25 protein-coding genes are annotated in these 20719 nt (G+C 35.0%); 9 read left to right on the forward strand and 16 right to left on the reverse strand.

Annotation, left to right across the window (positions count from 1 at the left end):
- Nucleotides 1-6: 6 nt before the first annotated feature.
- The 3 genes from LY01_RS02985 (at nt 7) to LY01_RS02995 (ending at nt 2879) form a co-directional block, all read left to right on the forward strand.
- The gene (locus LY01_RS02985) at nt 7-1344 is read left to right on the forward strand and encodes a gliding motility-associated protein GldE (RefSeq protein ID WP_245890614.1); all 1338 of its coding nucleotides are present in this window, start codon (nt 7-9) and stop codon (nt 1342-1344) included.
- Complete coding sequence (gene gldD, locus LY01_RS02990) at nt 1329-1898, forward strand: gliding motility lipoprotein GldD (protein WP_104514316.1); 570 nt, start codon at nt 1329-1331, stop codon at nt 1896-1898. Before LY01_RS02985 ends, gldD begins: the two co-directional genes overlap by 16 nt.
- A 75-nt stretch (nt 1899-1973) precedes the next feature.
- Nucleotides 1974-2879, forward strand: coding sequence for a DMT family transporter (locus LY01_RS02995; RefSeq protein WP_104514317.1), 906 nt, complete (start codon nt 1974-1976; stop codon nt 2877-2879).
- Nucleotide 2880: 1 nt separating this feature from the next.
- On the opposite strand, the gene LY01_RS03000 is transcribed toward LY01_RS02995, so the two are convergent.
- On the reverse strand, nt 2881-3237 hold the full coding sequence (locus LY01_RS03000) for a hypothetical protein (protein WP_104514318.1): 357 nt from the start codon (nt 3235-3237) through the stop codon (nt 2881-2883).
- A 183-nt stretch (nt 3238-3420) separates the two neighbouring features.
- Here LY01_RS03000 and rsmI point away from each other — a divergent pair, with 183 nt between their 5' ends.
- Complete coding sequence (gene rsmI / locus LY01_RS03005; RefSeq protein ID WP_104514319.1) at nt 3421-4089, forward strand: 16S rRNA (cytidine(1402)-2'-O)-methyltransferase; 669 nt, start codon at nt 3421-3423, stop codon at nt 4087-4089.
- A gap of 109 nt (nt 4090-4198) precedes the next feature.
- Here rsmI and LY01_RS03010 read toward each other — a convergent pair whose 3' ends face one another.
- The 9 genes from LY01_RS03010 to LY01_RS03050 all read right to left on the reverse strand — a co-directional run bounded on the left by LY01_RS03010 (nt 4199) and on the right by LY01_RS03050 (nt 10871).
- Nucleotides 4199-4960 (reverse strand): exodeoxyribonuclease III, encoded by a 762-nt coding sequence (locus LY01_RS03010; protein WP_104514320.1) that lies wholly within the window; start codon nt 4958-4960, stop codon nt 4199-4201.
- A gap of 73 nt (nt 4961-5033) precedes the next feature.
- Nucleotides 5034-6116, reverse strand: coding sequence for an isoaspartyl peptidase/L-asparaginase family protein (locus tag LY01_RS03015; protein ID WP_104514321.1), 1083 nt, complete (start codon nt 6114-6116; stop codon nt 5034-5036).
- A gap of 11 nt (nt 6117-6127) precedes the next feature.
- The gene (arfB, locus tag LY01_RS03020; protein WP_104514322.1) at nt 6128-6526 is read right to left on the reverse strand and encodes an alternative ribosome rescue aminoacyl-tRNA hydrolase ArfB; all 399 of its coding nucleotides are present in this window, start codon (nt 6524-6526) and stop codon (nt 6128-6130) included.
- Nucleotides 6526-8079: a DUF4301 family protein gene (locus tag LY01_RS03025; RefSeq protein ID WP_104514323.1), complete on the reverse strand. Its 1554-nt coding sequence runs from the start codon at nt 8077-8079 to the stop codon at nt 6526-6528. The genes arfB and LY01_RS03025 overlap by 1 nt, the downstream gene beginning before the upstream one ends.
- Nucleotides 8079-8636: an AAA family ATPase gene (locus LY01_RS03030; protein WP_104514324.1), complete on the reverse strand. Its 558-nt coding sequence runs from the start codon at nt 8634-8636 to the stop codon at nt 8079-8081. The genes LY01_RS03025 and LY01_RS03030 overlap by 1 nt, the downstream gene beginning before the upstream one ends.
- Nucleotides 8597-9226: a nicotinamide riboside transporter PnuC gene (gene pnuC, locus LY01_RS03035; RefSeq protein ID WP_104514325.1), complete on the reverse strand. Its 630-nt coding sequence runs from the start codon at nt 9224-9226 to the stop codon at nt 8597-8599. Before pnuC ends, LY01_RS03030 begins: the two co-directional genes overlap by 40 nt.
- On the reverse strand, nt 9226-9486 hold the full coding sequence (locus LY01_RS03040; protein ID WP_104514326.1) for a hypothetical protein: 261 nt from the start codon (nt 9484-9486) through the stop codon (nt 9226-9228). The genes pnuC and LY01_RS03040 overlap by 1 nt, the downstream gene beginning before the upstream one ends.
- Nucleotides 9487-9511: 25 nt before the next feature.
- Entirely contained in the window at nt 9512-10243 is a 732-nt protein-coding gene (locus LY01_RS03045) for a geranylgeranylglyceryl/heptaprenylglyceryl phosphate synthase (protein WP_104514327.1), read from the reverse strand.
- Nucleotides 10236-10871: a 4'-phosphopantetheinyl transferase family protein gene (locus tag LY01_RS03050; protein WP_104514328.1), complete on the reverse strand. Its 636-nt coding sequence runs from the start codon at nt 10869-10871 to the stop codon at nt 10236-10238. Before LY01_RS03050 ends, LY01_RS03045 begins: the two co-directional genes overlap by 8 nt.
- A gap of 112 nt (nt 10872-10983) precedes the next feature.
- Between LY01_RS03050 and ahcY the strand changes: the two genes are divergently transcribed.
- From ahcY to LY01_RS03065, 3 genes are all read left to right on the forward strand, one after another.
- On the forward strand, nt 10984-12300 hold the full coding sequence (gene ahcY / locus LY01_RS03055) for an adenosylhomocysteinase (RefSeq protein ID WP_104514329.1): 1317 nt from the start codon (nt 10984-10986) through the stop codon (nt 12298-12300).
- Between the two features lie 119 nt (nt 12301-12419).
- Nucleotides 12420-12638, forward strand: coding sequence for a hypothetical protein (locus tag LY01_RS03060; RefSeq protein WP_104514330.1), 219 nt, complete (start codon nt 12420-12422; stop codon nt 12636-12638).
- A gap of 140 nt (nt 12639-12778) precedes the next feature.
- The gene (locus LY01_RS03065; RefSeq protein ID WP_104514331.1) at nt 12779-13135 is read left to right on the forward strand and encodes a hypothetical protein; all 357 of its coding nucleotides are present in this window, start codon (nt 12779-12781) and stop codon (nt 13133-13135) included.
- A gap of 295 nt (nt 13136-13430) precedes the next feature.
- Here LY01_RS03065 and rpmA read toward each other — a convergent pair whose 3' ends face one another.
- The 3 genes from rpmA to LY01_RS03080 form a co-directional block, all read right to left on the reverse strand.
- The gene (rpmA, locus tag LY01_RS03070) at nt 13431-13694 is read right to left on the reverse strand and encodes a 50S ribosomal protein L27 (RefSeq protein ID WP_104514332.1); all 264 of its coding nucleotides are present in this window, start codon (nt 13692-13694) and stop codon (nt 13431-13433) included.
- A 45-nt stretch (nt 13695-13739) separates the two neighbouring features.
- Nucleotides 13740-14378 carry a 50S ribosomal protein L21 gene (gene rplU / locus LY01_RS03075; protein ID WP_104514333.1) on the reverse strand — a complete coding sequence of 213 codons (639 nt, stop codon included), beginning with the start codon at nt 14376-14378 and terminating at the stop codon, nt 13740-13742.
- Nucleotides 14379-14473: 95 nt separating this feature from the next.
- Nucleotides 14474-14944 carry a DUF4199 family protein gene (locus LY01_RS03080; protein ID WP_245890615.1) on the reverse strand — a complete coding sequence of 157 codons (471 nt, stop codon included), beginning with the start codon at nt 14942-14944 and terminating at the stop codon, nt 14474-14476.
- 172 nt (nt 14945-15116) lie between these two features.
- On the opposite strand from LY01_RS03080, the gene LY01_RS03085 reads away from it, so the two are divergent.
- Entirely contained in the window at nt 15117-16838 is a 1722-nt protein-coding gene (locus LY01_RS03085; protein ID WP_104514334.1) for an insulinase family protein, read from the forward strand.
- 8 nt (nt 16839-16846) lie between these two features.
- The gene (locus LY01_RS03090; protein WP_104514335.1) at nt 16847-18910 is read left to right on the forward strand and encodes a M16 family metallopeptidase; all 2064 of its coding nucleotides are present in this window, start codon (nt 16847-16849) and stop codon (nt 18908-18910) included.
- A gap of 115 nt (nt 18911-19025) precedes the next feature.
- On the opposite strand, the gene LY01_RS03095 is transcribed toward LY01_RS03090, so the two are convergent.
- Genes LY01_RS03095 through LY01_RS03105 form a run of 3 tightly spaced genes read right to left on the reverse strand, consistent with a single transcriptional unit; the run spans nt 19026 to nt 20719 of the window.
- On the reverse strand, nt 19026-19541 hold the full coding sequence (locus LY01_RS03095; RefSeq protein ID WP_104514336.1) for a DinB family protein: 516 nt from the start codon (nt 19539-19541) through the stop codon (nt 19026-19028).
- 50 nt (nt 19542-19591) lie between these two features.
- Entirely contained in the window at nt 19592-20401 is an 810-nt protein-coding gene (locus tag LY01_RS03100; protein WP_104514337.1) for an undecaprenyl-diphosphate phosphatase, read from the reverse strand.
- Complete coding sequence (locus tag LY01_RS03105; RefSeq protein WP_104514338.1) at nt 20402-20719, reverse strand: DUF3098 domain-containing protein; 318 nt, start codon at nt 20717-20719, stop codon at nt 20402-20404. It abuts the gene before it with no gap.

The raw sequence follows: 20719 nt of genomic DNA on the forward strand, positions 1-20719 counted from the left end.
TACTAATTGGATCCTGACCCAGCGCTTTTACTTAATGTTTCAATGATTTCTAGTGGAGATCAATTCATATATCTAGCCGTTTTTATATTGCTATTAATAGGTAGCGCACTTATAAGCGGTGCCGAAGTAGCTTTTTTCACGCTATCTAGCACAGAGTTAGATGATGAAAATGAAGATTTTCCTAGACGTAGTATAGTAAAGAAACTATTAGATAGGCCTAAGAAACTGCTGGCTACCATATTGATAGCAAATAATGCGATCAATATAACGTCGGTTTTAATATTTGGTATTCTTAGTGAATCGTGGTTTGCAAATATTGAGCCTGTTGCTGTAGATTTTGGTTTTCAATTTGACCTAGACATTAGGTTTGTTCTTGAGGTAGTGGTTATTACCTTTTTGATATTGCTATTCGGTGAGATTTTTCCTAAAGTATATGCAAATCGCAATCCTAAAGGTTTTGCCAGTTTCATGGCTATACCGCTTAATATTCTAGATAAAATATTCAGTTTTATCAGTTTGCCTATGCGATACGTGACCTTGTTGATTCAGGACCGTCTAGGTAGTAAGAAATCTAATATTACCATATCTCAATTATCACAGGCTCTAGAACTGACAGATGAGAACGATACTACAGACGAAGAGCAGCAACTGTTACAAGGTATTGTGAGTTTCGGTAACACGCATACTAAGAACGTGATGCGCAACCGTACAGATGTTTTTGCTCTAGATGACACTTTGCCTTTTAAAGATATTATACCACAAGTAATTGAACATGGATATTCACGTATACCATGTTATAAAGAAAGTATAGATCATATTACAGGTGTTCTTTATGTAAAAGATTTACTTCCTTATATAGAGCGTAAGAATTATGAATGGACTAAACTGCTTAGAGAAGTCTATTTTGTGCCTGAGAATAAAAAGCTAGACGATTTATTACAAGAATTTCAAGAGAAGAAAAAGCATATAGCTATAGTAGTAGATGAATATGGTGGGACTAGTGGTTTAATATCTCTAGAAGACATTATTGAAGAGATAGTAGGGGACATCAGTGACGAGTTTGACGAGGAAGATCTAGTCTATTCAAAGCTAGACGATAAGAATTATGTTTTTGAAGGAAAAACGCAATTAAAAGATTTTTATAGAGTTCTAGATCTAGAAGAAGAAGACGCTGCAATCTTTGATGGTAGTAAAGGTGAGTCAGAAACTCTGGCTGGTTTTATATTAGAACAAACAGGTCATTTTCCTAGAAAATTAGATAAAATAACTTTTCATAATATTACCTTTTTAATAGAGGTGATGGATAATAAACGCATTAAACAAATCAAATGTACGCTAGCTTAAGAATACTACTTGTACTAACTCTTATTATCACAGTCTCTAGCTGTAACGATAAGGAAGTGTTGCCTAAACCTAGTGCACAGCTCGCACTAGATTTTCCTGAAGGTGACTACGTGCAGTCTAACAATTTGAACTGTCCGTTTTCTTTTGAGGTAAATGAATATGCTAGAATACTGGCTAAAACAGATTGTTCTATGAAAATAGAATATCCAGGTATGGACGCTACCGTGTATTTAAATTATAGACCGGTACAAGATAATTTGAGAAAACTACTTATTGATGGTCAGAAACTGTCTTATGACCATAATCAAAAAGCAGATGTAATAGGTGATTACCCATTTGTTAATAAGATGAATAAGACCTATGGTATGATGTACGAGATAGAAGGTAATGCGGCTTCTAATGCGCAATTCTATGTGACAGACAGTACAAAACACTTTCTTACAGCGTCTTTATATTTCTATACACAGCCTAATTATGACTCCATTTTACCAGCGGTAGATTATGTGAAAAAAGACATGATTAAAATGATGGAAACTTTAAAGTGGAAAGAATAAAAGGAGTCCACAACACTTTTGTAAATATTTTGCAATTCTAATAGTTATAAAGTTCATCTTTGTCCTTTTATTTTTATGGATAATTCTAGACTCAAGTACGTTTACCTAGTTGTTTTAAGCCTTATTTGGGGTTCTTCATTTATTTTAATTAAAAAGGCTCTCGGTGAGAATAATGGAGAATTAGTATTGCAGCCTTTACAGTTAGGCGCGGTGCGTACCATGATTTCTGGGGTTATACTTATCGCTATAGGCTGGAAATCCTTTATAGAGACTAAAAGAAAAGACTGGCCATGGCTAGCTGTCTCAGGTTTACTAGGTACATTTTTTCCCGCTTTCTTATTTGCCTATGCGCAAACAGAAATAGACAGTGCTATAAGTGCTATTCTCAATTCTACCGTACCATTAATTACCTTGATAATGGGAAGTGTTATTTTTGGGATTTCATTCTCAAAAAAGCAACTTCTAGGCGTGATCATAGGTCTAGCAGGAGCTGTAGGGTTAGTGCTTACAGGTATGGATAGTCATCCAGATCAGAATTATCTATTTGCTGGACTGGTTCTAATAGCGTGTACTTGTTATGCGAGTAATGTAAATATTATAAAGAGGTATCTTCAAAACATTAAACCACTCGCTATCGCGACAGGTAATTTTGTATTCATCGCTCCACTTGCGGCCATAGTATTTTTCAGTGCAGACGGTGCTTCTCTAGAGTATTCTAGTCCAGCGGTACAACGTAGTTTAATGTATATGGTAGTCTTATCTATTTTTGGAACCGTTGCAGCAAAAATTATGTTTAACAAACTTGTACAGATCACTTCTCCGGTTTTTGCTAGTTCTGTCACCTATTTAATGCCTGTTATAGGTCTCACATGGGGTATTATGGATGGAGAACAATTCCACTTTTGGCAAGGAGTCTCGACTGGTGTTATAATTCTAGCCGTAGTTTTGGTAACTAGAGAGAAGAAAGTAGTGATTAAATAAATTAATCTATAACCTCGCTTACTACCATATAGTTTACAATCGCTTCTTTCATTAATAAAGATTGTTCTCCAGCTTTAAGAGGTGGCAAATTTTCCTTAACAATATAATGCGGCCATTTATCATCGTCATAATGAGAAAATTCATAATAACCATACGGTTCTAAAACTCTACATATAGCAATATGCATCAATTGCAATTTCTCATCTTTTTGAAACTTGCGATGCAATTGTCCTAGTTCTTGTAGGCCTATTATAAATAATATAGCATCCAGATCCATCTCATCACCATCTGCAAATCGGGATTGAAAAAACGCCACTGTGCGTACCCATCTATCTTTTAATTGCTCATCTCTATTCATGGAACAAAGATACCTCTAGATTGCTTTATTAAGGAGTATATATTTGTTTTAATTCCGCTTTCGCGAAAGCGGAACACCAATAGCCATCTCTATAAAAACATACTGTGTTATATAAAATGTTAGAGATTTAAAAGTCATTTCTTACATCTATACTTCTTTATCTTTGTAAAATAAATAAGACACATGAAACTTTACCTCGTTCCTACACCTATCGGTAATCTTAAAGACATGACCTATCGTGCGGTAGAAATATTAAAAGAGGTAGATATTATTCTTGCAGAAGACACTAGGACTAGTGGTAAATTATTACAGCATTATGGTATTGCTACTCAAATGCTATCTTACCACATGCATAATGAGCATAAAATAAGTGACACTATTGTAAAGAGAATACAGGCAGGTGAGACTATGGCTCTTATTACTGATGCTGGTTCTCCAGGGATAAGTGATCCAGGTTTTTTACTAACTCGTAAGCTTATTGAAAATGAGTTAGAAGTACAATCGTTACCTGGTGCAACGGCTTTTGTGCCGGCTCTTACAGTTTCTGGAATGCCATGTGATAAATTTATATTTGAAGGGTTTCTTCCTGTTAAAAAAGGACGCCAGAAACGACTAGAATTCTTAAAAGAAGAAACTAGAACCATAGTTTTTTATGAATCTCCCCACAAATTATTAAAAACTCTAGCCGATTTTAAATCGCACTACGGAGAAGAACGACAGGTTTCTGTATCTCGTGAGATAACAAAACTCTACGAAGAGCATTTTAGAGGTACGGTTACAGAAGCTATTGCCCATTTTGAGCATAAGAAGCCTAAGGGAGAATTTGTGGTGGTGCTACAAGGTTGCTCTTAAAGGGTTTGCGTATAGCTATATGTTTTAGGTCAAAAAAATAAACTAATAATAACTGTTTATGTTCTTATTAGTTTATTTAGATTTACTTAGTGTTTTAAGTGATTAGAAACTAGTCTATCTCCACCATTACAGGACAGTGATCACTATGCACCGCTTCGCTTAAAATTACAGCGCGTTTTACTCTGTCTTTTAAAGAGTTGTTTACCATGTGGTAGTCTAATCTCCATCCTTTATTTCTAGCACGAGAACCACCACGATAACTCCACCAGGAGTACTGGTCAGGCTCTTGATTAAACATTCTAAAAGTGTCTATAAAACCACTTTCTACAAAACGGTCCATCCACTCACGTTCTTCTGGTAAAAAACCAGATGTTTTCTTAAGTCCAACTGGATTATGAATATCTATAGCTTTATGACATATATTGTAATCACCACAAACTAATAGATTAGGACGTTCTTTTCTTAATTCCTTGGAATACTCTAGAAACTGCTCCATATATTCAAATTTAAAGCCCAGTCGTTCATCATTAGTACCGCTAGGTAAATACATAGACATTATGGATAGATCGCCAAAATCGGCTCTAATGTTTCTACCTTCAAAGTCCATAGTTTCTATACCAGTACCATATTCAACATGATCTGGTTTTATCTTAGAAATGATAGCCGTACCAGAATAGCCTTTCTTCTGTGCGCTATAGTAGTATTGGTACTCATATCCAGCTTGTTTAAAAGCCTCTGTATCTATCTGGTCTTCTTGAGCTTTTATTTCTTGTAAACAAAGCACATCAGGATTTGCCGCTGTTAACCATTTGATGAATTCTTTCTTCATCGCTGCTCTGATACCGTTTACGTTATAGGATATTATTTTCATTTTGTTTTATAGTTTTTTAATCTTGAGACCAAATCAAAAATCTGATATCGTTAATCTTCAATCGTTAGTCGATTTACTCTTTATACATCCCAACGGTAAGTTTCCCATCATCATCCATCATTGCGCGATACATTCCCGCGGTATTAAATTCCATGGAAATGTTTCCTAATCGATCTAGAGCGACTATTCCACCAGTACCACCTAGATCAACTAGTTTTTCTTGGATTACTTCTTCTGTAGCCTCTTCTAGTGTGCGGTCACCGTATTCCATTAATGCGCTTATGTCATAAGCTACTTGTGCTCTAATAAAAAACTCGCCATGTCCAGTACTTGATACACCACAAGTTTTATTGTTTGCATAGGTGCCACTTCCTATAATAGGAGAATCACCTATACGACCATATTTTTTATTGGTCATACCGCCAGTGCTGGTTCCTGCTGCTATATTTCCGTTTTTATCGAGAGCAACACAGCCTACAGTACCATATTTAGAATCCTTTACAAAAGGATCTTCTATTTCTAATCGTGCAACTGTTTTCTCATCTTTAGCTTTTTCTCTTTCTAAGACGCGCTGTAAAGATTTGAAACGACGTTCTGTGTAGAAATATTTATTATCTACTATTTCAATGTTCTTGTCATCAAGGGATGTTGCAAAAGAGTCTGCACCAGCCCCACTTAATAATACATGTTCAGAATCTGTCATCACTTTTCTGGCTAGTGAGATAGGGTTTTTTACAGTAGTTACACCAGCAATTGCTCCAGCATTGAGTGTTGTGCCGTCCATAAAACTAGCATCCAGAGAATTGATGCCGTCATGCGTAAAAACAGCTCCTTTACCAGAGTTAAATAAAGGTGAGTCTTCCATTATTCTAATACTTGCTTCTACAGCATCCATGGCACTACCGCCATTTGCAAGAATTTCATGACCAGCTTTTATGGATTCTGTTAATTTCTCATTGTATTGCGCTTCTAGTTCTGGAGTCATGTTCTCCTTTTTTATTGTACCTGCGCCACCATGAATGACTATAGCAAATTCATTTGTTATTTCTTCTACTTCTAAAATGTTAGAATCTATAGGAGTTGTTGTGCTGTCATTAGTTTTTTGATTACAAGAAATCAATAAAACTGACATGAGCATGTATAGCAAGTTCTTCATAGTAATAGGGTTTAATATCTATAATTGCGATCTTTCTTTTTGTCGCTATGTTTCTTCTTATCATTAAGACGTTTTCGTTTAACAGACTTAGGTACAGTCCTTTTTCTACGTACTTTAATGATTACACTAGCTTTGGAAAGTATGGCTAGTAATTTTTTAAAAACCAGTTCTTTATTTTTGGCCTGACTTCTAGATTCTTGACAATTGACTTGTAAAACGCCATCGCTAGTAAGTTGTTTAAATAGCGCTGTTTTAATCCTTTCGTGTTCCGCTTTCGCGAAAGCGAGACTATTTAAAACATCAAAATACAATTGAACCTTTGTGGCCACCTTATTTACATTTTGTCCACCGGGACCACTGCTGGCAACTGCTTTATATTGCACTTCTTTATGTAGTTGTTCTATATTCATTAATCTAGCTGGTGTGCAGATTTTAATAAGTCGTTAACTGTTTTCACAGGGTTAAAAGTAATAAGAGGTACTTCTACAAAAATGGTGTTCCAGTATGCCATGCCGCCATTCCATAATCCTGGTAATTCTTGTGCTTTTATACACATTCCTTTGCGAGATTTATGAGTTATGAAACCAGTTTCTTCATCACAAAAATCCATGAGATTAAATTTGTTTCCTTTGTAATCACGTACACTACATATAAGGTCTACCGGATTAAAGTGGGTAGCTTTTACGGCAATCGCTTGCTGACTTTTATTTTTAGGATCTATTTGCGCGCTTTCTATAATTTGAAGAGAGAGTTCTCCTTTTTGATTGTGAATCCAGAAAGGGCCACCGCCAGGTTCTCCTTCATTTTTAACCATACCACAAACTCTCAACGGGCGGTTAAGTTTTTCATATAAATAATCTAATTGGTACTCATAAGCATATTTCTTATAATCTGTCGGTAGTACATTGTCGAGCTGTTGGGTGATAAAACCTTCTATTTCTAGTTTTAATTCATCACTTACTTCCTTGCTATCTATAGTTTTAAGGTAGTCATATGTTTTATTCCTAATTTGTATTAAATAACCAGCAAGAAATTTTTTGTATTCACTAACCTGCTTTTCATAAGCTGACGTAGTTACATTATCAATGTTCTTGATGAAAATCAAATCGGCGTCTAACTGATCTAGATTTTCTAGCAATGCTCCATGTCCAGCAGGACGGAAAAAAAGGCATCCGTTTTCTAGAACAATAGCTTCATTATTATCATCTACAGCAACAGTGTCTGTGCTAGCAGATTGATGTGAAAAACTGATCGCAAATCTAGTGTTTGTTTTTTCTTCTACTATTTTTTGAATGCGATCAAATTCTTCTTTAAAGTGATTTTTAAAAGCTGGTGCTATGGTAAAATGAAGTCTGGCTAGCTGATTACTACTAGCATATATAGAAGCTTCAAATAAATGCTCTTCAAAGGCTGTCGCTGTGTGGCCTTTATATTTATGAAATGGAACTAAGCCTTTGGGCATTGAGCCATAGTTAGAACCGTTTTCAGAAAGCATTTCTTCTATGAATAGAATCTTTTTAGATTGTACTGGTTTTGCAGCCCAATCTGTATGTTTCCTTTTTAAAGATTTTATAATCTTTTTATAGAAAGGGAATTTTTCCATTCCTATAAAGAAAGTGAATAATTCTGGTGCTTTATTAAGGTTGATGTAACTATTTATAGAGTCTTCTTGTGGGTCAAACCCATTTAAAAATTCATGTAAAAATTTAAACATGCGTGTGGCAGCGCCACTTGCAGGGACAAATTTTATAACATCTAGATGTTTGACTTGCTCTTCATATAAGTTAATCGATTCTTGTTTATCTATTTTTTTCAACGAAATAATTCCGTCGCTTATTGTAGCAGGTCGGTTTAGTCTAATTGCAGGAAATCCTGTTTTGAATCGATCTAATTGTCTGAGTAGTACTTCTTCAGAAATACCTTTTTCAATGAGTTGCTCTTTATGTTGGTCAGTTAACTTCATTAATTTGTAATGTTTTCAATGGCGGCTAGAGCATTTTTAAATCTATCTTCTCCAGTGCCAGATATGGTTACGTATTTTTTATCAAAATCTTGTAATCCTTGTTCAAAACGTTGAAACATTCCCTTGCGATCTTCTGGTTTATCTCTTAAATCGTCTGCGACCCATGGAATGTCAACATCTAGCAGTAAATATAAGTCATATTCGCTTTTACTTACAGCTGTTTTAAGCTCTTCTGGTGCTTTGTCAAAATATGCTATGGAATACACGTAGGTTTCTAAGGCGTCTGTATCGCAAATTAGATAATCAGTAGCGTTTTGAGCGGCTTCATTTTCAGTAATGCGTTGTCCTATTGTGATAGGTATTAAATCTTCATAAGTGCAAATTTTACCTGTTCGATCAAATTTTTCTTGGAGATATTCTCTGGCATACTCGTCTACTTTTACTGTTTTAAAATGATCGGTAAGTTGACGTGTGAGCGTGCTTTTACCAGTGCTTTCAGGTCCATAGAGAACTATTTTTAAGCCACTGAATTCTGTTTGTTGAGGTATTTTTTCCATTCTTGATAGCCAATTATAGACATTATCGTGAAAAATATATACAAAATTGCCGTAAAAGTTAGTCCCTTATAAAAATAAAGCGGAATTGAAATAAGGTTCCCTACAAGAAGTATCAACCAATGTTCTAGCTTACGCAATGCCATAAGCCACGCACCGGCAAAGAAAATTCCAGTAGTAATTATATCTACATAACTTACTAAATTTTCAAAACGATCGAATTTCCAATAAATAAAATAAACAAAGATTCCAGAGCAGACAAAAATTCCTAGTGACTTGAACCATTGTAAAGATGTAGTAGATGTTATAGGAGTTACAGCAGTAAGATTGTCCTTTTTAGTCCATATATACCATCCATATATACTCATAGCAAAATAATAAATACTAATGATCATATCACCCAATAGATTCCAGGCATCTAGTAGATAAACAAATATGATAGAACCTATGATTCCAAAAGGAAATACCAAAACACTATTGCGATAAGAATAAATAACACTTATCACACTTGCTGTAATAGCTATCTGTTCTAAAACAATATGCGATGTACTATAGTCTCTATACTGGCCAAAAATAAATTCTAAAACCTCCATTAAAAGAAAGGCTCATAATCATGACGGTCTGTTTTAACCACTTTCATGTAAAAGAGAACTGCTTTAGTCTCTTCCATACTTTTTGCCATTTCCTTAGTTAAGAAACTCATCATAGCAGTAAAATCTCCATAAATTTGTGTAGCTAATGGGTTTTCTAAGACCTCAAATTCAGAATCACGCAGCGTTTTTATGAATTTGATGATGTGTTGCTCATAATCATCTTGTAATGGCGACATAGTAAGTTCAATAGATGCTTTCATTTTTTTTGGTTTCGGTGTTACAAAGCTAGCCATTCCATTTGATATTCTCTTCAATTGCTGTTCCTACTACTACCATTTGTGCGCCTGCATCATAAACGGACCGTATATCTTGAACAGTTCGCAAGCCGCCGCCTACTATTAATGGAATATGAAGTTGTTGTGTTACTTCACGCACTATGTCTGTAGAAACCGATTTTAGAGCGCCGCTACCAGCTTCTAAATAAACTAATCTATTTCCCATAAGTTGTGCAGCATATGCATGATTCACAATAGAATCCATATCGTGCTGTGGTAATGGCAGAGTTTGCGAGATGCGTTGCACGGCTGTCTCTTTGCCGCCATCTATAAGTAAATATCCAGTAGGAACAACTTCTAGATTTGATTTCTTTAATTTATTTGAAGCACGGACTTGTTGTTCTATTAAAAAATCAGAGTTGCGTCCTGAAACTAGATTTAAAAATAGCAATGCATCCGCATTTTCAGATAGTTGATGGTGAGATCCCGGAAAGATAACGATCGGTATATTGCTATTTTCTTTTAATTTGTTAACCCATTTGTCAAAATTTACGTTCTCCATCGTGCTGCCACCTACAAAAAAATAAAATTGATCTATTTGTAGTTTTTCTTTAAGGTTGTGGATGGTTATGGAAACCGCTTTCGCGAAAGCGGGAATCGCATCCATCTCCATTTTTTCTGGATCTATAAGAATGGATAAACAGCGATTTGCTTGCTCAATTGTTTTGAGAATATCAGGCATTGCGAGATGGAATTACATAAACTAGCATGAAATTCTCGATTTCTTGAAAATAAACATCAAACTTTAAATTATCATTTTCATAAATAATACGAGAGATAGTTAAATCGCTACGCATTGTAAAAGGCTCTACTAAACAATGGGCTTTAAAGCCCAAACCTTTTTTACCGTAAAGTTTATACATGGATTCTTTTGCGCCCCAGACTACAGTAAGTTCTTTTATGGAATTATCGATAGAAGATATAAAATCTTGTTCGTAGCCTATAAACTTAGGAGCGATACGTTTTATTTTATCACGTTGCTTTTCTATATCTATACCTATGGGTACATCACTTATGATAATAGCAGTAAATTCATAACTATGTGTTATAGAAATATGCTTGCCATCTTCTAGATGGGGTTTACCGTTATCTGTGTAAAATAGTTGTAAATCACTATATCCAGCTATTTTAAGTAAATGTCTTATACTTAAGAAACCTCTTCTATGCAGGTCTGAACTCATGGTGAATAACCTATTCTTAGAGTTTTCTGACAGTTCTATGTCAGTTCTTAGAAAGGCTTCAGTCTCAGTGATTTTCCAGATAAAAACCTCTGTATTCTCACGGTTGTTAAGGGAATGAAAAAGTGGCATAAAAACCGGTTGATTTTTTGTAAGTTTGCAGCCGCAATTTAATAAATAAAAAATACTTTTAATTTGTTGATTTTGAATAGAATCAACGACTTATATATTAAAATAAAATTCTATGAGCAATAAAACAGTTCCTTACGTACCTAATAAAGTAAAAGACATGTCTCTTGCAGAGTATGGACGTTTAGAAATTCAACTTGCCGAGGCAGAGATGCCTGGTTTAATGTCATTGAGAGAAGAATACAAAGATGAGCAGCCACTTAAAGGTGCTCGTATCGCAGGATGTCTTCACATGACTATTCAAACTGCAGTTCTTATTGAGACTCTTGTCGCTTTAGGAGCAGATGTTACTTGGTCTTCTTGTAATATATTTTCTACACAAGATCATGCCGCTGCTGCTATCGCTGCTGCTGGTATCCCTGTTTATGCTTGGAAAGGTATGAATGAAGAAGAATTTAACTGGTGTATCGAGCAAACTCTTTTCTTTGGAGAAGATCGCAAGCCGTTAAATATGATTCTTGATGATGGTGGTGATTTAACTAACATGGTTTTTGATGAATATCCAGAACTAGCTGCTGGTATCAATGGTTTATCTGAAGAGACTACAACTGGTGTTCACAGATTATACGAGCGTATGAAGAATGGTACTCTAGTAATGCCAGCCATCAACGTTAATGATTCTGTTACTAAATCTAAGTTTGATAATAAATACGGTTGTCGTGAGAGTGCTGTAGATGCTGTACGTCGTGCAACAGATACTATGCTTGCTGGTAAGCGTGTGGTAGTTTGTGGATATGGTGATGTAGGTAAAGGTAGTGCTGCTTCTTTTAAAGGTGCTGGTTCTATCGTTACGGTTACTGAAATAGATCCTATTTGTGCATTACAAGCAGTTATGGATGGTTTTGAAGTTAAGAAACTTGAGAACGTGGTAGGTAATGCAGACATCGTTATTACTACCACTGGTAATAAGGATATTATACGCGGTGAGCACTTTGAGGCTATGCGCGATAAGGTTATTGTTTGTAACATCGGACATTTTGACAATGAGATAGATGTGGCTTACTTAAATACTAATCATGGTGACTCTAAAGTAGAAATTAAGCCACAAGTAGATAAGTATACTATTAACGGTAAAGACATCATACTTCTTGCTGAAGGCCGTCTTGTGAACTTAGGTTGTGCGACTGGTCACCCAAGTTTTGTAATGAGTAACTCATTTACTAATCAGACTCTTGCGCAAATTGAACTTTGGAATAATAGAGATGCTTATGAAAATGAAGTATACATGTTACCTAAGCATCTTGATGAAAAAGTAGCTGCGCTTCACTTAGAGAGAATGGGAGCAGAGCTTACTGAATTGAAAGAAGATCAAGCAGAATATATAGGCGTAAAAGTTGAAGGTCCTTTCAAGCCAGAATATTATAGATATTAAGAATTCTTAAATATTCTAGCCATTTGTTAGGAAATTCAAATAAATTGACTAACTTTTGGCATCGTAATTGCTTTTAAATAGTTACGCTTTCGCGAAAGCGAGATAAAATTAAAGAAGAAATGGATATAATAAAAGACGCAAATGAATGGCTAGGAGCATCGATGAGTAATATGTCGACTAGTGATAGAGTACATTCATCAAGAAAAGCAAAAGAGCTTATTCTAGGCCTTAATGAGATTTACAAGGAAACGAAAGATGTAGAGATAATGGATCTTATGAAATTGCTTACTGCAAAAAAACAAAAGATCGAAAAACGTCTTAAAGGAATTAGAGTATAATTCTCTATAAAAGTTAATAGGAATCCCGATAAAATGTACATGACATTTTATCGGGATTTTTTTATCTTTTAAGTATCGCTCTTTGTTTCTTTCTAGAATAAAGAAACTTTATATTCGTTATTCCTAATGAACCCTTTATTATGAAGCAGTTTTTTATAGTTTTATTGATCGCATTGTGTATAACATCATGTAGTACAGATTTTCCTAAAAAAGAAGTGAAAACCACTCACCTTAGTGGTTTTATAATGGGTGGAAATGCAGCTGGTGTTTATGGTAAGGCAGGTCTTAAAATTACTGGTGATTCTATTAAAATGAATGACTGGCCTATTTCTAGACTAGTAACAAGTCTCAATACTCTTAGAGATACCTCTATAGTTGATCAGACAGGTTTTACTGATGTTTATAGTATTCAAATAGCAAATATAGGTGAGTTGGAAGAAGGTGCTTTTTGCGACTCTCTTATAGTAGAATTGGGTAGAGCTGGGCTTGCCAGGTAATTTGTCTTTAAATACGCTGTCTATTGCTTTATACCGCTCTTAATTTGGTTGATATATATGTTCCTATAGTAATGCTACTTTAGAAATAATAGTTGCTCAGGTAGTTAGTTTTGATGTTATTTATGTCACGATGGCATTATAATTATTCTGTTTATTTAATGGATATGCGCTTCTATTTTACTGAATTAGTGTAAAGTGGTCATGTGTTAGAATTCTAGTTATAGTCTATAAAACATAAAAAATCCCAAACCGAATAAATCGATTTGGGATTTTGTCTTTTAAAAAGAACTCGTTCTTAAGCCTCAGCTACAGGAACGATAGATACGTAAGATCTATTATTTCTTTTCTTAGTAAACTTCACTAGTCCGTCTACTCTTGCATGTAATGTAAAGTCCTTACCAGCATATACGTTTTCACCTGGGTGGTGTTCCATACCGCGCTGACGGATTAGGATGTTACCAGCGATTGCTGCTTGACCTCCGTAAATCTTAACGCCTAGACGTTTTGAGTGAGATTCCCTTCCGTTTTTCGAACTACCTACTCCTTTTTTATGAGCCATGATAATTTATTTTATGATCTGTATAAAATTCAGATACGGTTAAACTTATTTTTCTACTCCACCGTCTAGACGGTCTTGTAATTCTTGTAATTCATCCCATTTACCGTCCACTGCAAGCTGAGCTTGTTGTGGCCATGTAGTTGGTACGTGATTACCTCTTACGCCAGCAATGATTTCAGAAATGTTTGCTGGATCTGCTTTAGCAAGATCTGCAAATGTTGCGATACCAGCTTCTACTAGAGTAGATGCTATTTTAGGACCGATACCTTCAATTTTCTTAAGGTCATCTGCTTTACCAGCAGATTTCTTAGCTGGAGCTTTTTCTGCTTTTGCAGGTGCTGCAGCTTTCTTAGATTCAGACTTCTTTCCACCAGATGCAGAAATACTTGAAATTTGAATTTGAGTTAGGTACTGACGGTGTCCGTTTTTCTTACGGTATCCTTTTCTACGTTTTTTCTTAAAAACGATTACTTTGTCACCTTTAAGGTGTCCCAGAACTTTTGCTTCTGCAAATGCTCCTTCTACAGCTGGGGCGCCGAGTGTGATGTTGTCACCATTACCTAAAAGAAGAACTTTGTCAATGTTAATTGACGCACCTTCATCTTCTTGTAAACGATGTACAAACAACTTTTGATCTTTCTCGATCTTGAATTGCTGCCCTGCTATCTCTACGATTGCGTACATAATTGTTGCTTATTATTATTAATTTCGGGCTGCAAATATAGTTCTATTAGCTTAGATACCAAAGTTATCAACAGATTATACAATTTTTTTCTATCCTATTGATTTAACGGCTTTTGCTTTTCTCTAATATCCCTCGTATTCCATGATTTTTTATATAATGGTAAAATAACTAAAGGCAGTACTATTGAGGTGGCTAGACCAGATAAGAAGATAAATAATAATAAGGCAGCTTCTATACCTTCTCCTGCTATCGCAACTTGTTCTTTTAATTCTAAGCATAGCTCTGGATGTATTTCAAATAAATATATCGCCATAAAAATGGTATATAATATGGTAGCAATAAAACCTGCTTTGATACCAGCTACAAAACCATCCATATACTTAAACTTATTTGCATTCTTGTAAACATCTTTAAGTACAAAGTAAATACCAGCACCTACTATTATAGCATTGAAAAAACTAAGATAGCTTTGTCCTGCATATCCTATAATGTCGATCAGTATAAAATAAATGATTAAAGCCGAAGCCATGAAGAGTGCGTACTTTATAGTATGTGTTGTTTTCATAATAATTGGTTTACTTCTAAGTTCGTACATAGCTGTCTATTTATCAGGTATTTTGATTTTACTTTAACTCAATTATTGTAAAAAGCTTTTATTTTTGGGAAGTCTTTAATTTTTATGTAACATTTCATATAGATAAGACACTAACCACAATAAGAAACATAAAAACTATCAAATGAAAAAAATTGTTTTAAGTCTTGCGGTTGCTTTTGCAACAGCTACTGGTTTTGCTCAAGAGGTACAGTATACCGAGTATGACCTTGATAATGGACTTCACGTTATTTTACATCAAGAAAACGGCGCGCCAGTTGTAACTACAGGTGTTATGTATCAAGTAGGTGCAAAAGATGAAGAGCCTGGAAGAACTGGATTTGCTCACTTTTTTGAACACTTGCTTTTTGAAGGTACAGAAAATATAGAGAGAGGTAAATGGTTTGATATTGTTTCTGCAAACGGTGGTAGCAATAATGCAAACACTACCCAAGACCGTACTTATTATTATGAAACCTTTCCTTCTAATAATCTAGAAATGGGTTTATGGATGGAAAGTGAGCGTATGCTACATCCTAAAATCGAACAAATAGGAGTGGATACTCAAAACGAAGTTGTAAAAGAAGAAAAGCGTCAGCGTATCGATAATGCACCTTATGGAGCTATTATCTATAGAACTGGTATTGATAAACATTTGTTTAAATCTCACCCATATGGCCAGAGTGTTATTGGATCTATGGAAGATTTAAATGCTGCAAAGCTTTCTGAATTCCAAGATTTTAATGACAAATATTATAATCCTAATAATGCAGTGCTTGTTGTAGCTGGAGATATCGATATCAATGCTACTAAGAAGATGATCAAAGATTATTTTGGTCCTATCGAGAACAAGGCACCTAGAAATGTACGTAAGTCTATTGTTGAACAGCCTATTACTTCAACACGTTTTGCTACAGAGTATGATGCTAATATCCAGATTCCAGTTAAGATATTTTCTTACATCACTCCTAAATCTACAGATCGTGATGCTTATGTAATCGACTACATCTCTGCAGTACTTACAGGTGGTGCTAGTTCTAGAATGCAAAAAAGAATGGTAGATGAAGAACAAATAGCTCTTCAGGTACTAGCTTTCGGACAGTCTAATCAAGATTATGGAACTTATACAATGGGTGCTCTTGCAAAAGGGGATATTGAGTTAAGTAAGTTAGCTGAGGTTATGGATGAAGAAATTGTAAAACTTCAAACAGAATTAATCTCAGAAAGAGAGTATCAAAAACTACAAAATCAATTTGAAGCTCAATATGTAAGCTCAAATTCTCGTGTAGAAGGTATTGCAGCGTCATTAGCTCGTTATAATATGTTAATGGGTGATACAAGTTTAATTAATCAAGAGTTAGACGTTTATAGAGGTATCACTCGTGAAGATATTAAGCGTGTTGCAAATCAATACTTAATGCCTAATCAAAGATTAGAATTAGATTACCTAGCAGGAACTGCTCCTACAGAAGAGGAGATGAAAGATGCCATGGACGATGTTAAAGTGGTAGATAATAAATTACAAATCAATAAGATTTACTTTGATAACGATAAGGCAGTAATTACAGCTAGTGCTAGTAAAGAATTAGATCGCATTGTTAACATGATGAATAAGAATGCATCAATGGAGATTCTTGCAGAAACGTACACAGATACCAAAGGAAGTGATGCTTACAATAAAACTCTTTCTCAAAAACGTGCAGATGCTGTAAGAAGTTATATGCTTGCAAAAGGTATTGCTGCTAACAGAATTAAAGCTGTAGGTCGTGGAGAAGAGAATCCTATTGTAGATTGTGAAAGCAAAAACTGTTCTGATGAAGAGTTAGAACAATCTAGAAGAACTGAATTTACCATTACAAAAAAATAATTACCACAATGAAAAAGCAACTTATATTTTTAATGGTACTATTCCTTACAGGAGCTACTGCCATTGCACAAATAGATAGATCACAAATGCCTACTTCTGGACCTACTCCAGAAATTAACTTAGGTAAACCTTACACATTTGAATTAAAGAACGGACTTCAAGTTCTTGTGGTGTCAGATAAAAAACTGCCTACTCTTAACATGAGTCTTGACCTTAATAACCCACCTGTTTTTGAAGGTGATAAAGCTGGAGTACAGTCTTTAACTGGTGCTTTAATAGGTAAAGGTTCTACAGAGACTTCTAAGGAAGAGTTTAATGAAAAGGTAGATTATCTAGGAGCAAATATCTTTGTAGGAGTTAACGGTGGTTTTGCTGGTGGTCTTTCTAAGTACAAAGAAGAAATTTTTCAACTTTTTACTGAAGCAGCTTTTAAGCCTAACTTCACTCAAAAAGAATTAGACTTTGAAAAGTCTCAAGCTATTGAAGGATTAAAATCTGGAGAGAACAGTGCTGCTGCTATTGCTGGTAAAGTACGTAGTGCTTTAGTTTATGGTAAAAATCACCCAGCTGGTGAGTTTTCTACAGAGGAGACTATCAACTCTGTAACTCTAGAAGACGTTAACGCGTTTTATACAAATTACTTTAAGCCGTCAAATGGGTATTTAATCATCACTGGTGATATCGAGAAAAAAGAAGCTAAGAAGTTAGTAAAGAAATACTTTGGTAAATGGGATAAGGGAATGGCACCTAAACCAGTTCTTCCAGAGCTAGCTGATGTTGAGGAAACTCAAATCAACTTAATTGATGTGCCTAACGCAGTTCAAACAGAACTTGCTGTTATGAGTCTTTCTGAATTAAAAATGAGCGATCCAGATTATTATGCTGTTCTTGTAGCAAACTATGTATTTGGTGGTTCTTTCGGTTCTTACCTTAATATGAACTTGCGTGAGGCAAATGGTTACACATACGGTGCACGTTCTAATATAGGTACAGGTAGAAACTATAAAGGAACTTTTAGTGCAACTGCAAAGGTGCGTAATGAAGTTACTGATAGCGCTCTAGTAGAGACTTTTAAAGAATTGAATAGAATTAGAGATGAGTATGTAGAAGATGAAATGCTTTCTACTGCAAAGGCAAAGTTCTTAGGTAGCTTTATCATGCAGTCAGAAGATAAGTCGGTAGTAGCGAGTCGTTCTATTAATATCGAGAAGAATGATCTTGATAAAGATTTTTACAAAAACTTTATTTCTAACATAGATAAAGTGACTAAAGAAGATGTGAAACGTGTTGCAAACAAGTACCTGAGCCCAGATAACTTACGTATCGTATTAGTAGGTAAGGCTGCAGATATTCTTGAGCCTCTTGAAAAAATGAAATTAAATGGTAAAACAGTACCGGTTAAATTTTATGACAAAGATGCAAACGAGACAGAGCGTCCTTCTACTATAGAGATTCCTGCAGGTTTAACAGCTCAGACGGTAGTAGATAGCTATGTAAAAGCTATAGGTGGAAAAGATGCTGTTGCTGCGGTAAATTCTACTTCTTACTTTGCTATTTATACGACACCTCAAGGTGATCTTATATTAGACATGAAAGCTGCCAAAAATGATAAACTAGTAAAAACGATTAAAATGGCTGGTAATACTATGATGCGTCAGGTTGTTGCAAACAACAAGGCAAGTGTTAGCGGTATGGGCGGTAGTCAGGAATTATCTGGTGCAGACTTAGAACTTGCACAAGTAGAGGCTATGTTTATTCCAGAATTTTATTCTGCAGATAAAGCAACTCTTGCAGGTGCTGAAATGATGGGTGATAACCAGGTTTATGTAATTAAATGGTCTGATAATAAGAAGGCTTTTTATGATGTGAATACAGGTTTAAAAGTAGCTGAAGAAACTACTCAAGAAGCACAAGGTCAGAAAGTAGCTGTTATGATTAAATATTCAGACTATAAAGAGACTAGCGGTGTTAAATTTCCAATGACTATTACTCAACAAATGATGGGTCAAAATCTTGCCTTTAAAGTAGAAAAGGTATCTGTGAATACAGTTAAGGATGCAGACTTTAAATAAAAGGGTATAATGGATAGGTTTTCCGCTTTCGCGAAAGCGAAATAAATCTATTTAATAATAACTGAAAATGGCTTCTAGAGATAGAAGCCATTTTTTTATGCAATTAATTAAGAATCTACCAACCACTAAAATTAGGTGGTGTGATGTCTTTAAGATTAAGATAAACCAGTAACTGACCACGGTGGTGTGTTACATGATCCTGGAGTAAATTCATGAGCTGCAATTTTGATTTAGGTCCAGCAAAGAATTTTACAATCTCTTTTAATTCCTCATCTGTCGTGGTACTTATGCTGTTGTGTGCGTCATTAAAAGTACGCTGTAGTAAATCAATGATTTGCTTTTTATTAAAGCTGTAATAATCTTGTGACGCTGTTTCTGTCTCGCGTCTTGAGAAATGAGAGCTATCTATCCAATTGATATTACCTTGAATATGTAAGAGTTGTTCTTTAAAAGACTTTTGGCGTGCAGTAGGTTTATAATCATAAAACTCTTCTGGCATCGCCTCAGCAACAGCGATAAGGTAATCGCGTGAGTTATTCCATTTTTCTAAAAAAGCGCCTTTAACGGTTGTTTGTTGTGCCATGCTAGCAGTACTTGTAAATAATATGAGAGCTATAATTAATTTTTGCATTTCTAATTTTTAGTATGCTAAAAGTAATTATTTATTCTGAGCTAGATTATTTAGGAATTAACTACACCAGCGATAATAGCTATTATACCTACCGCAAAGCAGTAGTAAGAGAAGTAATGAAGTTTTGCTTTACGTACTAAGGATATCATCCAGGTACAAGCTAGTAACCCTACTATAAACGCTGCAAAAAAGCCAACAATTAAAGGAGTTGTAGATACATTTTCTATAATAGTGTCACCTTTTACTACATCTAATAAATCCTTTGCGATTTTTCCAAAAATTAATGGAACAACCATTAAGAATGAAAATCGAGCGGCTTTTGCTCTATCATTACCTAGTAATACTGATGTAGAAATGGTTGCTCCACTTCTAGAGATACCTGGCAACATAGCTATGGCTTGTGATGCTCCTATAATTAAGGCATCTTTCCAGCTGACACCTTTCTCTGTTTTTTTTGCGCGACCTGCTAGAAATAATAGTAAACCAGTTATAATTAACATGAAGCCTACAAGTATAATTCTACCTTCAAAGAGTTCTTCTAGTTGTTTCTCAAATGATAAACCTACTATAACGGCAGGTATCATAGAAAGAACAATTTTAGAAGCAAATTGAGTCTCTTCATTCCACTTAAAAGCAAAAATACCTTTAAGTAATTCTATAATATCTTTTCTGAAAACGATAATGGTACTTAGCGCTGTGGCAAAATGTACTACCACTGTAAAGAGTAAATTCTCCTCTTTGTTTGCTATATCGGTTCCTAAAACGGCTTTCCCTAATTCTATGTGTCCACTAGAAGAAACAGGTAAAAACTCGGTAAGCCCTTGAATAACTCCTAAAACAAATGCGTCTATAGTCTCCATTTACTTTTTATCTGGATTTAAAAGAATAGCATACATCTCGATCCCAAAACCTGCAAGAACCATCATAGGTGCAAGTCTAATGCGTCTCCATGAGAAAATATCTTCATTAAAAACAGCAGGGTCTTCACTACCACCACCGGCCATAAGAGCAAATCCAGCAGCAATAACTACGAGTCCTATAACCATCCACAGATAGTTTTTCTTTTTGAAAACAAATTCAAAATTAGGCTTGATATTCTCTTCTACTTCGACAGCCTCTTGTCTATCAAGAGGTTTAGAAGCTTTATGGTAAGATTCTTTAATGATTCCTTTTTTCAT

The organism is Nonlabens xylanidelens (assembly GCF_002934445.1).
GTDB lineage: Bacteria > Bacteroidota > Bacteroidia > Flavobacteriales > Flavobacteriaceae > Nonlabens > Nonlabens xylanidelens.

Coding starts and splice junctions, on each gene's coding strand:
- gldD (WP_104514316.1), top strand. CDS start 1,329: ATGTACGCTAGCTTAAGAATACTACTTGTACTAACTCTTATTATCACA.
- LY01_RS03095 (WP_104514336.1), bottom strand. CDS start 19,541: ATGCAAAAATTAATTATAGCTCTCATATTATTTACAAGTACTGCTAGC.
- LY01_RS03105 (WP_104514338.1), bottom strand. CDS start 20,719: ATGAAAAAAGGAATCATTAAAGAATCTTACCATAAAGCTTCTAAACCT.
- LY01_RS03060 (WP_104514330.1), top strand. CDS start 12,420: ATGGATATAATAAAAGACGCAAATGAATGGCTAGGAGCATCGATGAGT.
- rpmA (WP_104514332.1), bottom strand. CDS start 13,694: ATGGCTCATAAAAAAGGAGTAGGTAGTTCGAAAAACGGAAGGGAATCT.
- LY01_RS03065 (WP_104514331.1), top strand. CDS start 12,779: ATGAAGCAGTTTTTTATAGTTTTATTGATCGCATTGTGTATAACATCA.
- rsmI (WP_104514319.1), top strand. CDS start 3,421: ATGAAACTTTACCTCGTTCCTACACCTATCGGTAATCTTAAAGACATG.
- LY01_RS03025 (WP_104514323.1), bottom strand. CDS start 8,079: ATGAAGTTAACTGACCAACATAAAGAGCAACTCATTGAAAAAGGTATT.
- LY01_RS02995 (WP_104514317.1), top strand. CDS start 1,974: ATGGATAATTCTAGACTCAAGTACGTTTACCTAGTTGTTTTAAGCCTT.
- LY01_RS03090 (WP_104514335.1), top strand. CDS start 16,847: ATGAAAAAGCAACTTATATTTTTAATGGTACTATTCCTTACAGGAGCT.
- ahcY (WP_104514329.1), top strand. CDS start 10,984: ATGAGCAATAAAACAGTTCCTTACGTACCTAATAAAGTAAAAGACATG.
- LY01_RS03085 (WP_104514334.1), top strand. CDS start 15,117: ATGAAAAAAATTGTTTTAAGTCTTGCGGTTGCTTTTGCAACAGCTACT.
- LY01_RS03010 (WP_104514320.1), bottom strand. CDS start 4,960: ATGAAAATAATATCCTATAACGTAAACGGTATCAGAGCAGCGATGAAG.
- LY01_RS03000 (WP_104514318.1), bottom strand. CDS start 3,237: ATGAATAGAGATGAGCAATTAAAAGATAGATGGGTACGCACAGTGGCG.
- LY01_RS03030 (WP_104514324.1), bottom strand. CDS start 8,636: ATGGAAAAAATACCTCAACAAACAGAATTCAGTGGCTTAAAAATAGTT.
- LY01_RS03080 (WP_245890615.1), bottom strand. CDS start 14,944: ATGAAAACAACACATACTATAAAGTACGCACTCTTCATGGCTTCGGCT.
- LY01_RS03045 (WP_104514327.1), bottom strand. CDS start 10,243: ATGCCTGATATTCTCAAAACAATTGAGCAAGCAAATCGCTGTTTATCC.
- LY01_RS03100 (WP_104514337.1), bottom strand. CDS start 20,401: ATGGAGACTATAGACGCATTTGTTTTAGGAGTTATTCAAGGGCTTACC.
- LY01_RS03015 (WP_104514321.1), bottom strand. CDS start 6,116: ATGAAGAACTTGCTATACATGCTCATGTCAGTTTTATTGATTTCTTGT.
- arfB (WP_104514322.1), bottom strand. CDS start 6,526: ATGAATATAGAACAACTACATAAAGAAGTGCAATATAAAGCAGTTGCC.
- rplU (WP_104514333.1), bottom strand. CDS start 14,378: ATGTACGCAATCGTAGAGATAGCAGGGCAGCAATTCAAGATCGAGAAA.
- LY01_RS03050 (WP_104514328.1), bottom strand. CDS start 10,871: ATGCCACTTTTTCATTCCCTTAACAACCGTGAGAATACAGAGGTTTTT.
- pnuC (WP_104514325.1), bottom strand. CDS start 9,226: ATGGAGGTTTTAGAATTTATTTTTGGCCAGTATAGAGACTATAGTACA.
- LY01_RS03040 (WP_104514326.1), bottom strand. CDS start 9,486: ATGAAAGCATCTATTGAACTTACTATGTCGCCATTACAAGATGATTAT.